Here is a 15,100-nt window from a genome sequence, read left to right on the forward strand (position 1 = left end):
TCATTAAGTTATGCCATGGGGTGTTCTGTCACCGTTACTTGGGTAAAACGCAGAAACACCCACTCCTGCAATAACTTTTACTTTAACTTATTGAATTTATATTCTTTAGTTTTGTCTTGTGTGCTTATTATTTGGTGTTTTATACTATAAATTAAGAAAATTTAATTATAAGGTGCTGTTTTTCTCTGGTTGGCGTAAATTGTGTCAAAAATTCATTTGTATCAATGTTTTAGCTGATTTGTCTTCGAGCGGCTAACTGGATTTCTGAAGGCGCATTTTTCTGTATGCCGGGGGATTGGCCCCTTGTGCCATCGAAACGTGGGAAATCAGAGCGTCCGTAAAGCAGGGGTAAACCGGCCAGACAGGCTCTATTTCAATGTGTTGCGTAACCAGAATGTTGGGCGCAACACAACCGTGAAAAGAGAGTTTGGCATCAGGCTGGCATCGGCAAGACCCATGATGGGTATACTTTTACGTCGATAAAGAATAACAAGGTTATCTTGGATAATTTTGAGCCTGATATTTCCAATGGAAAATATACTAGCACAGGTATTATCTCATGCTTTTGTTCGACACTAACTATCCTTGTTCTTTTAAGTAAGAGTGCATTCAGCACTATTGTTCAAACTTTAAATAGTGAGCCAACCGTTGGTTTACGTAATGGTACAGGTTATGTTGCTTTTATTGATGGCGATATGGCCGATACGCACAGCACTGTAAAGCGAATTTATGATCTGCGAAAGGAAAATAAAAAAATTCATGTGATCACGCTGCTTTCTAAAGGCAAAGAGTGTTCTTACGTGATTAAGCACCTATCAGATTTTGTGGTCGATAAAAAAATTGCCTACGCCGACCTGAACGTTTTGGTCAGTGCTATGATTGCTACAGAACCGAAGGTGTTAGCAGACAATATTTTTGGCGATATTTGGGGAGGGATCCTGAAATCGTCACAGAAAGAGCAGAGAGTATTAAAACTGTTGCTGGAGGGGTACTCACAATCGCAGATAGCCAAGATGCTGCATCTGTCGATAAAAACGGTAAGTGGCTATAAGACTAAGGCAGTAAAACGGCATGGGACAAGAAACTTCAATGAGTTGTATATGAAAAAATTTAGTAATGGTTTATCCAATGTGTAATGTATCTCTACACTGTTGTGCGATGGCTTGAGTTTTTCCATTCAAGCCATCACCGTTACTAACTATTAGCCAGCTGGTTATTGACTTTTTATACACATCATCACCGGTGAAAAACCATTCCACAATAAGTAACCATCACCCACCGTGGTGATCTTCAGCCGTCTTTTTGTTACTGAAAAATCATAAATGGACTGGTTTAACAATTCATTAGGCATATTATCGCTGGCATTTTTATTGATATTCACCAGTTGCAAGGCGAAGTTCCCATTTTTTTCATAGCGATAGTCAAAATTTACGTTACGTAGAAGATGGTACTTTACGGTGCCTGCACTATCGACAACCGTGGCTGAAATGCCCATTTCCCCGTGGCCCTTGCCATCAATATGCAGGCTCATAACGCCTTTGGTTTGCAAATCGCTCTGTACCAGGAAAAAGGAGGAGCACTCCACTTTCGGACCTTGCTCGGTGAAGAAAAATTTGTGTATAAGGAGATTAACAAGCAATGCTGCAGCGATCAGGATAACAGCAATAGCCCCGACCAGTTTGCCAGGGAGATTATTTAGCAAAAACATAGACGGCCCTACAGTCAGAGAAATGAGATAAGGTGTGGTCACTATTTGCGCAACGAGCTATGAACGCCCTGCCAGATTGTTGGTAGGTGTAGTGTTCGCCTGAGTGAAAAACAAACACCTCATTGCTGATGCACGGAGCATGCAAATCCGCCAACTCCTGAGCTAGCCGTTCTTTGCGTGCAGCCGTGTCAGGTGAGTTATTGTTAAGGCTATAGACAGGACAGTTCGCTATGGTGCCTATTTTATACAGTGTTGACTTGGGAATACGATACTCTAGGTACCCCGTAGCGGAACGGAAAGGTTGGAGAATCAATAAGGTTGAGATAATAAAACTGATTGCGAGTAACAAAGGTTTAGGCCATCTGCTTCGTCTTGGTTGTGGTTCGCTGGTCGTAATCTTAATGTTCTTTGTGGTTTCCTGGCTGTAAGATACCATTTCCCCAGCGATATAAAATCCTACTCTTGGAATAGTTTTTATGATCTCTTCCTCACAACCTAACTCGATCAATGATTTACGGATTAGTGAAATATATTGATTGACCGAGTTATTCGAGGGTTCCAAACCATACTTATCCCATATGTTATTAAGTAGCTCTTCTCTCCCGACCATTCTATCGGCATTTTCCAGCAGATAGGTAAAAAGTCGTGCTGGGATAGCGGTGAAGGAGAGTCTTCTATCAGGCTGGGCTAGATCCCACATCACTCCGTCTTCGCTTCTGAATGCAATCATATTAAAGATTGTAAAAACCATTCCCTTCCCCTTGTTGGCTACGGCTTGGTAATCTCCCCATTCATAACTGGGATCATAAGTAAGATCTGGCTACTCATTATCTCTGCTATATCAGTGTATACCCATTCAGAACCATATTGGGATGTTCATGATTATAAAGTTATTACCCTTTTGTTGTATTGAGCTAGAGCGCATCCTGTGATGAAAAAGTTGTAGTCCCAACTTTTGAACTTACCCACGTATCTCGCGCATTCCTGGCGTTGATGTTAAGCAGGATGATGATTCATTGCTGGACGTTACGCTTGCTGATGGATGTGATCCTATGTTTTATTCTATAATAAAATTAAAAATCAGAGTTTAAACCTATAATTAATGTTATTTAAGTTATAAATAACTGTGTGGTGGCTTTTCCTGTAACTTAAGCCTCAGATTGATGTGGGGCGCTGTTTACTGGGTTTTGTCTGGTTGGCGCGGCGTCAATCCTGAGCAGTAACGATAAGTTCAGCACCAGGTAGGTATCGGCAAAACCCATAAGGGGTTAGGCCCTGACGTCGATTAACAATGAACAAGGTTATCTTGGATGGCCTCATGCCTGGTATTACACAAAATCTAAGTTCTATACTTGCAGGAAGATATCCATGTTTTTATTTGATACTGATTACCCTTGCTCTTTGAGTAAAGTGACTTTCGGTTCAGTCATTGAGTTTTTAAACGCTGAGCCACATGCAAATGTGCGGGATGACGATGGCTATGTGGCTTTCATCGATGGTGACTCAAACGATATGTTCGGTACTATCAAAAAAATTTATGATCTGCGAAAAGACAATAAGGTGGTTTATGTGATCACCCTGCTTTCTAAAGGTAAAGAATGTTCAGTTGTGATTAAGCATCTGTCCGATATGGTTGTCGACAAAAAAATCACCTTTGACGATTTGAAAAGCTTGATCAGAGTTTTGAGCACGACAGAACCCAAAGCGTTGGCAGATAATATCTTTGGTGATGTCCTGGGAGGGATACTGAAGTCATCGCAGAAAGAGCTGCAGGTATTAAAATTGCTTACCGAGGGGTACACGCAGTCGCAGATAGCGGCGATGTTGCACATGTCGATAAAAACGGTCAGTGGCTATAAGGTGAAGGCGGTAAAACGGTATGGTGCAAGAAACTTCAATGAGCTGTATATGCTTAAATTCGGTAATAGTTTATCTTATGTGCAATAAACCGCTGAACATCTGTGCGATGGCGTTGGGTTTCTTCCTTCAGCCATCGCACTTGCCACCTGGAAAGGTTAACGCTTTACTGTGCGGCCATGAATGGGGCTGGTTATTGACTGCGGATGCACATCATCACCGGCGAAAAGGCATTCCACAATAAATAGCCATCACCCACTTCAGTGATCCTCAGTTGCCGGTTTTTTACCGAAAAATCAAAAATAGACTGGTTAAACAGTTCATTTGGCATATTATCGTTGGCAATATTATTGACATCCATCAGCTGTAAGTCAATGTAACCATTACCTTCGTAACGATATTCAAAATTGACGTTACGCAGAAGATTATACTTTACTACGCCCATATCATCCCTCACTGTGGCTGAGATATGCATTCTCCCTCTACTGACGCCATCAATATGTAGACTCATAACACCCTTGGTTCGAAACTCGTTCTTTGCCAGGAAAAAGGCGGCACAACTCACTTTCGGGCCTCTCTCGGTGACGAAAAATTTATTCATCAGCAGGTTGAATAATAAGGCTACTGCGACCAGGGCGAGAGCAGCCAACACGATGAACTTGCCTGAACGATTATTTGGCAAAAGCATAGACGGCCTTACACTCAGAGAAATGTAATAGAGAATTATCACTATTGCTGCAACGGGTTATGAATGCTCTGCCAGACTGTTGGTAGGCATAGTGCTGGCCTGAGTGAAAAATAAAAACCTCATTATTGATGCATGGGGCATTCACTGCGGCCAGTTCTTGAGCCAGTTGTTCTTTGCGAGCTGCGGTGTTGGGCGAGTTATCATTAAGACTGTAAACCGGGCAGGTTGCTATAGTGCCAATTTTATACAACGTAGATTTGGGGAAACGGTAATCCAGGTAGCCAAGCGCTGTACGGAAAGGTTGTAGCACCAAGACGATTGCGATCATCAAGCTGAAGGCGAGCAATGCGTACTGATATCTTCGGTTTAGCCCTGGTTGCAGTATGACAGGCTGAGCGGCGCCGCTCGAGTTTTCGATGCTCTGTGCTGTTTCCTGGCTGTAAGACACCGTTTCTCCAGGGATATAAAACCCCACTCTCGGGACGGTTTTGATGATCTCCTCGTCACAACCAAGCTCACTCAATGATTTACGGATCAGTGAGATATACTGATTGACCGAGTTATTCGACGGTTCCAGACCGTATTTATCCCATATGTTATTGAGCAGTTCTTCCCGGCTTACCATCCTATCGGCATTTTCCAGCAGGTAGGTGAACAGCCGGGTAGGAATAGTGGTGAAAGAGAGTCTTCTCTCAGGCTGTGCAATGTTCCACATTGCCCCGTCTTCGCTTCTGAACGCAATCATGTTAGAAATCGTAAAAACCATGCCTCCCCCTATAGGTTAAGACCTGACTTTGCTTCATCAAACCAGCCTACGCTGCTACCTGGCTAGAGTACAGCGCCGCAATTTCTCAGCCTGAGTATAACCATCATTGTGCCACGTTAGTGGCATGAAGGTATACGGGTTATTTGGCAACGGTCAACTCGCTGTGGGAGATTATACAAATATAAAAAATCGATCGTGTAATGTCTTTCGTGCTGAAAATGGCGATAACAATATCCTGAGATGGGTATTCCTGACTTCCTTTTTAGCAAGTGTTGATTTGTTTATAATAATTCAAATCAGACATTTCCTAGTATCGATATGTATTTTAAGGTTTTTTTTGTTGAGGTATTGCCTCATAAGACAGTAAGAGAAAACAAAGAGGATTGTCTGATTTAAGTATTTTATGGTGGCGGTATTATAACGCCAATCCCAAGCAACGGTATCATTGTTGGGTAGTGATAACAGGTGCGGTGTGAGTATTTCAATGCCCATCTAACATTTTATTTATTGTAGTTAACTCATAGGAACGGATTTCATGAACGTAAAAACGATTGCATTGTTTGTTGGCGCTACTCTGATGGCGGGTTCTGCTTTTGCTGCTGACGTGGGGCACGGGAAAGTGACCTTTAAAGGTTCTATCGTTGATGCACCTTGCTCTATCTCTCCTGACAGCATCGATCAGACCGTTGATTTGGGCCAAATCTCTAACGTGGCGCTGGTCGATGGCGGTAAATCAACCCCTCGCACTTTTGATATTGCTCTGGAAAACTGCGATCTCACAGGCATCACCAGCGGTGTGACACTGACTTTCAGCGGCGCAGCAGCTTCTTTTGATGCAGCCAAGAAAACACTGGGCATCACAGGTACTGGCTCAGGTGCGGGTGTGCAGATCACTAACGGCAGCGGTAACGTGATGACTTTGGGGACTCCAACAGACTTCCAGCAGATCCAGAACGGCAATAACACATTGCGTTTCTCTGCTTACCTGGTGGGTAACGGAGGTGCGCTGAGCACCATCACTGCCGGTGAGTTCAGCTCTGTAGCAGACTTTACCCTGTCTTACCTATAAGCCGATGTACAACCTGACAGGGGGGCTATAGCGCCTCTGTCAGGCTTTTAAAAGGATTTAAGAGGTTAATATGGCTCGCAAATCAATATCGCTGGTGTTTTCATTGGTGCTGGTGTGGCTAACAGGACCCTTTTCAGTCTTTGCTGAAGGAACCTTGAAAATGCAAGGGAGCATTATTGAAACGGCGTGTGCCATTGATGTTGGGAGTCATGACCAAACGATTGATATGGGTAGTCTGTCAATCAGCCAACTATTACGGGACGGGCAAGGTGCCGCACGCCCCTTTACTATCCGCTTGGTTAACTGCGCATTAGAAAAACAAAATGACCACCGGCCGGATTGGCAATATTTTCGTATTACTTTTGATGGCCCGCATGAGCGGGGATTATTTAATGTCAGTGGGCAGGCCAAAGGTGTCGGGTTAGAAATTCGTAATCAGGATAACGAGTTATCTGTCCCCGGTAGCAGCATGTTACCACAGCAGTTAACGCCAGGAAGTCGCGATTTAATGTACCGGCTGCGTCTGGTTGCTAATCGGCAACCTTTGGCTGCAGGGCAATATAACAGTCAGCTCGCTTTTAAACTGGATTATGAATAACTCGATATTAGTGGGTTAGTTTACCTTTTTGCCTCGGGGTGAAGTATTCACTCCCGTATGGATACAACGAGAAAAACAGGAAAGATGAACATTCATATCCGTTTACCTGCCAATATTCGCTTGAGCGTATTGAAAGTGCTGATTGGTCTTTCTCTTATTGGCAATGCCCAGGCGGCAGATCTGGAATTCAACACCGATATTCTTGATGTCAACGACAAAGCGAATATTGACCTGAGCCAGTTTTCGCGGCCGGGCTATCTGATGCCGGGAGAATACAGTTTTACGGTCTATGCGAATAAACAGACGCTGCCCGAGCAGACGGTGTTTTTTTATGCCGACCCTGCCAACCCGAAAAATAGTCTGGCCTGTTTGAGCCCGGCACTGGTCAATCAGTTGGGGCTGAAAAAAGCGCAGCTGTCTTCGCTCAACTGGTGGCATCAGGATCAGTGTCTGGTGCTGGAAAGCCTGCCGGGCACCGACGTCAAGGCGGATATGGCCGAGTCTGCAGTGTATATCAATATTCCGCAGGCGTATCTGGAATACAGCGCAGAAAACTGGGATCCGCCGTCCCGCTGGGAAGAAGGCATTCCTGGATTGTTGTTGGACTACAACATGAACGCGCAGGTCAGTCAGCAAAAAAGAAACGGTTCCGGCTCCAGTTATACCGCTGGGGGCAACGGGGTCGCCGGGGCGAACTTATCCGCATGGCGTTTGCGGGGCGACTGGCAAATGCGCCAGGACAAACGCTCTGGGGCTGCGGCAACCAACGAATTTAACTGGTCACGTTTCTATGCCTATCGCGCGATTAAATCGTTGAACAGCAAGCTGACGGTGGGGGAAGACTTTCTGGCTTCCGATATCTTTGACAGTTTCCGCTTCACCGGGATGAGCCTGGTCAGCGACACTAATATGTTGCCGCCAAACTTACGCGGTTATGCACCTGAGGTAACCGGCGTGGCCAGAAGTAACGCCACGGTTATCATCAGTCAGCAAGGCCGCGTGATTTACCAGACCCAGGTGGCAGCAGGTCCTTTCCGTATTCAGGACTTGAGCGATGCGCTAGCAGGGGAACTGGATGTGCAGGTCAAGGAGCAAGACGGCTCTACCCAGTCCTTTAGCGTGAGCACGGCCAGCATTCCTTACCTGACGCGCCCTGGCATGGTGCGCTACAAACTGACAACTGGTCGCCCAAGCGACTGGCGTCACCATGTTAATGGCGACATGTTTGCCAGCGGCGAGTTCTCCTGGGGCGTCAGCAACGGCTGGTCACTGTATGGGGGCGGGACCGCAGAGCAAAATTACCTCGCTACGGCACTGGGTGTCGGGCGTGATTTACTGATGTTCGGGGCGATGTCGTTTGACGTAACGCGTTCCGTTGCGCATTTACCGGATGTGGCGGGTGTGAACGAAAGCGGAAAAAGCTACAGCGGCAACTCGTATCGCCTGAGCTATTCCAAACGCTTTAATACTTATAACAGCCAGATATCCTTCGCCGGTTATCGTTTCTCGCAAGAGGGCTTTATGAGTATGTCCGAGTACCTGGATGCGAGGACGACCGGTATACGGCAGTCTAACAGCAAAGAGATGTATACCCTCTCTTATAACCAGCAGTTTACCGATCTCGGGCTCAGTGCGTATGTGAACTATTATCACCAAACGTATTGGAATCAGCCGGACAACGATCGTTATAGCCTCTCGCTGGCGCGTAATTTTGACGTGGGACGGGTGAGGAATATCAGCGTGAACCTGACGGCATACCGTAACCGCTTCAATGGTGGCAATGATGATGGGATGTATGTGTCGCTGTCACTGCCGTGGGGGAATACAGGCTCGTTGAGCGCCAGCGGTGACTGGGACAAAAGTGGCAATAGCCAGCGTGTCAGCTACTATGATCGTATCGATGAACGCAGTAACTATCAGGTGAGCAGTGGCTGGGGACGTTCCGGCGGCCTGGTGAGCGGATTCTATAGCCGTCAAGGGGACCTGGCGCAGGTTAACGCCAACGCCACCTATCAACAGGATCGCTACACTTCAGCCGGCTTCTCCATGCAGGGGGGCATGACTGCCACCGGGCAAGGTGCGGCGATCCACCGTGGTAACCAGATGGGCGGCACGCGGATCTTTGTTCATACAGATGGTGTGGCTGATATCCCGCTACGCGGTAATGGCGCTATTGTGCGCACCAATAGCCGGGGGCAAGCGGTGCTCACGGACACCAACAGTTACTACCGCAGCATGGTTAGTGTGGATCTGAATGCACTGCCGGACAATGCCGAAGTCGCGCAGTCCGTCAAACAAGGGACATTGACAGAAGGTGCCATTGGCTACAGGGCGTTTGATGTTATAGCTGGGAGCAAAGCGATGGCGATCATTCGCTTGGCAGATAACAGCTATCCGCCGTTTGGTGCCACGGTGTTTAACCAACGTAAGCAGCAGGTAGGGATTGTGAATGATAGCGGCAATGTATACTTGTCTGGGTTAAATCCCGGTGAAAAATTGTCGGTCAATTGGGATAGCAAAATCCAGTGTGAGGTTATATTGCCAGCTTCGTTATCAGACACACAAGACTTGATGGTGAACCTATTATTACCTTGCAAATAACCAAGGCGAATAGATAACCCGCAGTCCAGGTTATCTATCAATCATACAGTCAACGCGTGCTTATTATACTGCGCATGCAGGGCAGGCGTTTTATAGTGAAGAGATATTAACGTAATGAAAAACATTAAATCAAATAGACCCAACAGCCAGGGATTTTATAACAGGCTCTCTACGGTGCTGGTTGCCAGCGTATTGAGTATGACCAGCCTCAGCTCAGCACAGGCAGCGATCGCGCTTGACCGTACCAGAGCCATTATTTCTGGCAATGAAAAATCCATTAGCCTGAATGTCAGCAACGAAAACAAGCAACTGCCTTATTTGGCGCAAGGGTGGATTGAAAATGAAAAAGGGGAAAAGATCACCTCCCCCTTTACCGTATTACCGCCCGTACAGCGTATTGAGCCCGGGGCTAAAAGCCAGGTAAAAATCCAGGTGCTGCCAGATGTGGCCAACCTGCCCAAGGATCGGGAATCGGTGTTCTATTTCAACCTGAGAGAGATACCGCCAAAAAGCGATAAACCGAACACCTTACAAATTGCGCTGCAAACCCGCATCAAGCTGTTCTATCGCCCAGACGCGATTGTGCCTACCCGGGAACAAATGAATAACCCGTGGCAGGAAAAGCTGACCTTAACCAAGGAAGGGGACCAGTATAAGGTCAATAACCCGACGCCGTATAACGTCATCCTGGTGGATGCCCTGCCGAAGAAAGACGGCAAAACGGTGGCCGGTTTTGAGCCGTTGATGATCGCGCCGAAAAGCAGCCAATCACTGGGCGTAAGCGCCAGTGCTTTGGGGAACAGCCCAGTGCTGACCTATATCAATGACTACGGCGGTCGTCCAACCCTGTCTTTCAACTGCCAGGCCAATCAGTGCCAGGTCGTGCCTGCGAAGAAGTGATGTCGCAGCCAGGACAATCGAACCTCTTGGGCAACACAGGGATGAATATGAACGGTAAATATGGCTATTGGCAAGCTGCGGTGGGGCTGATTTTACTCTCTCCGTTGGCACAGGCGACCGAACTGGGAAAAGTAGACAACTGGGATGTGGACGGTGCACACGGAGTTCTACAGGTGCAGGGGGCGTTAACGGAAAGCGCCTGCCGCCTGGATATGTCCTCGGCCTGGCAGACGGTGGATCTGGGTAATGTTGGTACGGGTAAGTTGCAGCAGGTGGGCAAACAGGGCACGCCGTTTGCCGTGCAGCTGCGGCTGGAGGATTGTCTTAGTGGTGAGAGCCGTAATCACGATCAATTGGGCAATCAGTTGTGGAGCCCCGATATGCCAGCAATGAGGATCCGTTTTCTGGCCCCGGCTACGGCTGAAAATCCGTTACTGATGGCGGTTTCTGGCGCCAAAGGGCTCGGATTGTTGATAAGCGATCAGCGTAATGTCGCCATTACGCCGGGGGTATATAGCGCACCAACGTTGGTATCATCGGGGCAAAACCAGTTGACTTATTACATTACCCCGGTGCGAACCTCAGCCGGGTTGGATGCAGGTGCTTATCGGGCGCAGATCCAATTTCAACTGAGTTACGACTAGGAGCTGCCATGCGATTACCACTGAGTTCCCCACACCAGGTCGGGGTAATGTGCCTGTTGATGACCGCGCTGGGGATGACCCTGCCGCAGAGTCAGGCCGCTACGGCAAATCTTAATTTAACGCTGACCATTCACTCGCCGCCGGAATGTACGTTGAACAATAACCAGCAGCAGGTTGTGCATTTTGGCGATATTTTGCTGACGCGCATTGATGGTAATAACTACAAACGCCCAGTACCGTTGAGCCTGACCTGTACCAATCTGGCGAAAAATGACCTCAGAATGACTTTGCAGGGCGATGCAACCACCTTTAGCAGCAATGGGGCATTAAAAACCAGCAATGACAAATTAGGGGTGGTGTTTTACGTTAATAATGCCCAACAGGCGATTAATCAGCCGTTTGCCATAAACTACACCACCTTGCCAACGCTGGAGGTGGCCCCGGTCAAGGATACTGCGACCAGTTACCTTGATACGGACGGTGGGTACTTCAGTGCATTTGCGACACTCAAGGTGGACTATCAATGATTAGCAGCTTACGCAGTTGGTGCATGCAAACGCTGAGCGTGAGCGTATTGGCCGGGGTGATGTTCAGCCCGGTGGCTCAGGCCGATTGGAAGATTGACGGTACGCTGATTATTCCCCCTGTGTGTCAACTAGGGCAGCAGGACCCGATCAGGGTATCTTTTGGTAAGGTCGGGGTGCGCAAGGTGGATGGTGTTGCCTTTAAACAAGATATCCCCTACCAGCTTATCTGCCTAGGGGACATGAGCCAGTCGTGGGATGTCACGCTGACCTTTGGCGGCACCCTGGCGGGGGCGGGCTTTGACAATGCCACCTTGAGTACGATAACGCTGCTCAATAGCGGTAAGTTGGGGATCCAGATCCAGAAAAATGGTCAGCCGTTGGAGTTAAATAAGGCGTTTGCGATCGATGTGGGCACACCGCCGATCCTGTCTGCCGTGCCGGTAAAACGAGCGGGCACCGAGCTGGTGGGCGATGATTTTACCGCCACCGGCACGCTGACCATTGCGTTTCAGTAATTCAAGAGGGCTGTCATGACAGCAATTCAAAGCTATAGATGTGCGCTGTCGCTGCTGCTGGCAGGATTGACCGCTCCCAGCATGGCCGAGACGGTGAATTTTGACGGCACGCTGATCGAAGATGCCTGCGAGATTTATCCAGGTGATGAAGCCGTAGAGCTGGATTTTGGCACGGTGATTGACAAGTACCTGTACCTGAATACCCGTACCCACAGCCAGCCGTTCGCTATCCGGTTGATCAACTGTGATTTGGCGCTGGGGCGTGAGGTCAAGGTAACGTTCAGTGGTATGGCCAGCGGTGCGCTGCCGGGGTATTTAGCACTGGACAGCAGCAGTACGGCCAAAGGCGTGGCGATTGGGCTGGAGAACGGTGCGGGTGAACTGCTGGCGATCAATAGCGGCAAGTATACCCAGCAACTACAGGCAAGCAACAATAACGCGCTCAACCTGAAGGCATTTGTGCAGGGGGAACCTTTGGCACTACAGAATAAATCCATCCAACGTGGTGCGTTTACCGCAACGGCAACCTTTACGTTGGAATATGAATAACGTAAGGAGGCCAGAGTTTGAAAGCAGGGGCGTATCGCTGGGGGAGAGCATGAATGAAGATAGGCCTCGTCATATTATCGAAAGATTGGCGTGGGAGCAGGCATACCGCTGGCTTGTCCATCAACGTCGCCATGCGCCAGCGAATGCCGATATCTGGCACCTGCGTTTTCACTGGCAGACCCAGGAGGAGCGCTTATGGCAGCAAGTGAGCAACGGGGATTATCGACTCATGCCGATGCAGCGGATCGATACACAACACACGGCAGTGGTGATGTGGTCGTCAAGCGATGCGTTGGTGTTGAAATGGTTGACACTTTGCATCATGCCCTACCTCCCCCGGCATCCTGCCTGTCGCCATTTGAAAAACCATGGTGGCGTGTCCGGGTCATTAACACGGGTGCGTTCGGCTGTATTATCGAATGAATATCGGTATGTATTTCGTACCGATATCCGGGGGTATTATGTGCATTTTCCCAAATCACGCTTATTGGCATGGTTGTTTACGCGCATTGAGCACCCGGTTTATCGGGATTTACTGACCCAATATGTGCATTACAGTGTGGAATGGGGCGGAGAGTTTTTTACACCGACATCCGGGATCGCGAGGGCCTGCTCTTTGAGCCCGTTGCTCGGAGGTTGTTATCTCTATCACGTCGATGAGGCCATGAGTGGGCTGCAACACCTGTTGTACGAGCGATATATGGATGATTTTTTATTGTTATCGCCCACCCGTTGGCCTTTGAGGCGTGCTATTGCCCGACTGAATGGTTTTCTCGCGGATGATGGTTTTGAGAAACACCCGGAAAAAACACAAATTGGCCGGGTGTCGAAAGGATTTGGTTGGTTAGGGCGCTGGTTTACTGGGGACACGGAAAGGGTGATAAGTACCGCTAAAGCAATGAAAAAACAGACGCATTGGTTTTAGTGCCAGATGCTATCAGTATTAGAAAAACGATCCTTGGCTTTACGAGCAGCGAGAGCGGGGTTATTTATCCCTTACCCGTGAGGATTGAAATGAAAAGTTTAAATATTTAAACAGGAGCTATATAAATGAGTCTCACATCCATTTTCATCCGTCCTGGCCTGTTCGCCGCCCTGTATTCTTTCACTCTTTTGTTTTTTTCCAACCTGTGTAGTGCCGTTGTTGTTTACACCTATGACGGGTTTCCGCGCTCCCTCACCGCACAAGGTTCTGGTGACAGTCGCGTATCTGGTGTCTTTGCAACATATACCACCGACAACCAGAGTGGTGTGTCGTCCGCCGTGCGTATCGCGGTGAACGGTACCCTGCCAACCGGTACATACACCCCCGACGGTTATCCGAATATTGTGGCCGGATACGGTTCCTTGCATGCAGTGCAACAATGTCCAGCTGGGTTCGGACCGGTACCACCTACCGGTTCTGTGTACTCCGTCCCATCCTGGGACCGTGCGATTGAGGATTATTTGAATGGGCTATACCGTGGCGGCCTCGCCTTTGCATATACCGGGACCAATGGGGGTGGGAACAGTTTTCTGACCGGTCAATTCGCCTACATCGTGCCTTACGATTTGAACTATGTGACCTGTCGGGCTACGACGACGACCGGTGGTACACGAATGATCACTGTGGATGTTAAAGTGGACAGTGTGGTGGATGGGGTTGCGCCAGGCCAAACATCATCAATTTGTACAATCGACCAATCCAACCTGAACGTCTCCTTCGAATCTCTTTCTCCTACCGTATCGGTGAGTAAGATTGTGCCCCTGTCCGTTACCTGTGGGGCCGGGGTTCCGGTGAATTACAAATTATCCCTCACAAGTGCCCTGTCTGATAACGATATGTTGTCGTTTGGTAATGGTGTCTACGCGTCTGTCAGCTTCAACGGGATCTCTTTGCCGGTCAACGGGGATTGGATCCGATTGAATCAGCTCCTGTCAGGGACAAAAAACCTTACCGTTACTTTGTCTGGTACGGCGTCTAGCGCCGGTGTGACAAATGCGAATGGTGTACTTCTGTTGGAGATTCTATAGATATCTCCTGATCGATGCGGTCCCAGACCGTGAACAAACATCCCGAAAGTCTCTGCATGCGACACCAGTAAGATCATCGTGATCGTGTGTGAATATACGGTTCCACCGTGTCCACGTGCAGCTTCAGTACCGACCGTTTATGAGGAGACTCTACTGTGCGTACGGCCACCGATCCACGGCCGTGTTGAGGCTATCTGTTGTTCCTAATCCCCCTGCGGTGGCGCAGGTGGAAGCGGGTTTTGACTTCCTTAAAGCGACCCGTAAATACTCCTGTGTAACTCTATCCTCACAATGCCGACGAGGACCGCCGCTCCGGTCCCAGACGTCCGCGGGTGTCTGTGTGATAGCTTCCCTCGACGGTCGCTATCGCTTTGCCTGACTTCTCACGCTCACGCTACATCAGCCTTTCTGTTCGGTCTTTAACCACACCGTTGAATTAGACTTGCCACTACCGCGGGCTCATGTATAACGCGCTTCGCAACCCGCCGTGTCCCACTTGGATTCCCGATTTTCCCTTTAAACGTCCCCAACTCCCATCGCTGTGGATTCAGTTCTGCGTACGCTACCAGGACCTTGCTTCTGGTGAACCGATACTGGATTCCATCGAAGCCCTGGCTGGAGGCTCTGTATCTCTCCCACTCCTGAAATATTTTTTAATCAACTCC

The 15,100-nt window shown here is 48.4% G+C and carries 16 protein-coding genes; 12 read left to right on the forward strand and 4 right to left on the reverse strand.

Annotated features, from left to right (window positions below):
• Positions 1–500 precede the first annotated feature (500 nt).
• Entirely contained in the window at positions 501–1,136 is a 636-nt protein-coding gene (locus tag N6G83_RS47340; RefSeq protein WP_211136930.1) for a helix-turn-helix transcriptional regulator, read from the forward strand.
• Between the two features lie 77 nt (positions 1,137–1,213).
• Here N6G83_RS47340 and N6G83_RS47345 read toward each other — a convergent pair whose 3' ends face one another.
• Positions 1,214–1,708, reverse strand: coding sequence for a hypothetical protein (locus tag N6G83_RS47345; RefSeq protein WP_098928701.1), 495 nt, complete (start codon positions 1,706–1,708; stop codon positions 1,214–1,216).
• Complete coding sequence (locus N6G83_RS47350) at positions 1,692–2,459, reverse strand: winged helix-turn-helix domain-containing protein (RefSeq protein WP_211136692.1); 768 nt, start codon at positions 2,457–2,459, stop codon at positions 1,692–1,694. The genes N6G83_RS47345 and N6G83_RS47350 overlap by 17 nt, the downstream gene beginning before the upstream one ends.
• A 617-nt stretch (positions 2,460–3,076) precedes the next feature.
• On the opposite strand from N6G83_RS47350, the gene N6G83_RS47355 reads away from it, so the two are divergent.
• Complete coding sequence (locus tag N6G83_RS47355) at positions 3,077–3,655, forward strand: response regulator transcription factor (RefSeq protein ID WP_098928697.1); 579 nt, start codon at positions 3,077–3,079, stop codon at positions 3,653–3,655.
• Positions 3,656–3,758: 103 nt separating this feature from the next.
• Here N6G83_RS47355 and N6G83_RS47360 read toward each other — a convergent pair whose 3' ends face one another.
• Both N6G83_RS47360 and N6G83_RS47365 read right to left on the reverse strand, forming a co-directional pair.
• Positions 3,759–4,253: a hypothetical protein gene (locus N6G83_RS47360; RefSeq protein WP_138106260.1), complete on the reverse strand. Its 495-nt coding sequence runs from the start codon at positions 4,251–4,253 to the stop codon at positions 3,759–3,761.
• Complete coding sequence (locus tag N6G83_RS47365) at positions 4,237–5,019, reverse strand: transcriptional regulator (protein ID WP_098928693.1); 783 nt, start codon at positions 5,017–5,019, stop codon at positions 4,237–4,239. Before N6G83_RS47365 ends, N6G83_RS47360 begins: the two co-directional genes overlap by 17 nt.
• Positions 5,020–5,554: 535 nt before the next feature.
• Between N6G83_RS47365 and N6G83_RS47370 the strand changes: the two genes are divergently transcribed.
• The 10 genes from N6G83_RS47370 (at position 5,555) to N6G83_RS47415 (ending at position 14,435) form a co-directional block, all read left to right on the forward strand.
• A complete protein-coding gene (locus tag N6G83_RS47370) occupies positions 5,555–6,088 on the forward strand; it encodes a fimbrial protein (RefSeq protein WP_211136693.1) in 534 nt (177 codons plus the stop codon).
• A gap of 70 nt (positions 6,089–6,158) precedes the next feature.
• The gene (locus N6G83_RS47375; protein WP_211136694.1) at positions 6,159–6,686 is read left to right on the forward strand and encodes a fimbrial protein; all 528 of its coding nucleotides are present in this window, start codon (positions 6,159–6,161) and stop codon (positions 6,684–6,686) included.
• An 84-nt stretch (positions 6,687–6,770) separates the two neighbouring features.
• Positions 6,771–9,287, forward strand: coding sequence for an outer membrane usher protein (locus N6G83_RS47380; RefSeq protein WP_211136695.1), 2,517 nt, complete (start codon positions 6,771–6,773; stop codon positions 9,285–9,287).
• A gap of 114 nt (positions 9,288–9,401) precedes the next feature.
• Positions 9,402–10,187, forward strand: coding sequence for a fimbria/pilus periplasmic chaperone (locus tag N6G83_RS47385; protein WP_409529737.1), 786 nt, complete (start codon positions 9,402–9,404; stop codon positions 10,185–10,187).
• Between the two features lie 47 nt (positions 10,188–10,234).
• Positions 10,235–10,831: a fimbrial protein gene (locus N6G83_RS47390; protein WP_248006697.1), complete on the forward strand. Its 597-nt coding sequence runs from the start codon at positions 10,235–10,237 to the stop codon at positions 10,829–10,831.
• Positions 10,832–10,839: 8 nt separating this feature from the next.
• On the forward strand, positions 10,840–11,358 hold the full coding sequence (locus N6G83_RS47395; protein ID WP_312847423.1) for a fimbrial protein: 519 nt from the start codon (positions 10,840–10,842) through the stop codon (positions 11,356–11,358).
• A complete protein-coding gene (locus N6G83_RS47400; protein WP_248006698.1) occupies positions 11,355–11,873 on the forward strand; it encodes a fimbrial protein in 519 nt (172 codons plus the stop codon). The genes N6G83_RS47395 and N6G83_RS47400 overlap by 4 nt, the downstream gene beginning before the upstream one ends.
• Positions 11,874–11,888: 15 nt before the next feature.
• Positions 11,889–12,422, forward strand: a complete 534-nt coding sequence (locus tag N6G83_RS47405; protein ID WP_211136697.1) for a fimbrial protein — start codon at positions 11,889–11,891, stop codon at positions 12,420–12,422.
• A 49-nt stretch (positions 12,423–12,471) separates the two neighbouring features.
• On the forward strand, positions 12,472–13,347 hold the full coding sequence (locus tag N6G83_RS47410; protein ID WP_211136698.1) for a reverse transcriptase domain-containing protein: 876 nt from the start codon (positions 12,472–12,474) through the stop codon (positions 13,345–13,347).
• 125 nt (positions 13,348–13,472) lie between these two features.
• Positions 13,473–14,435: a hypothetical protein gene (locus N6G83_RS47415; protein WP_211136699.1), complete on the forward strand. Its 963-nt coding sequence runs from the start codon at positions 13,473–13,475 to the stop codon at positions 14,433–14,435.
• Positions 14,436–15,100: the final 665 nt, after the last annotated feature.

It is taken from the genome of Serratia sp. PL7, from assembly GCF_945957435.1.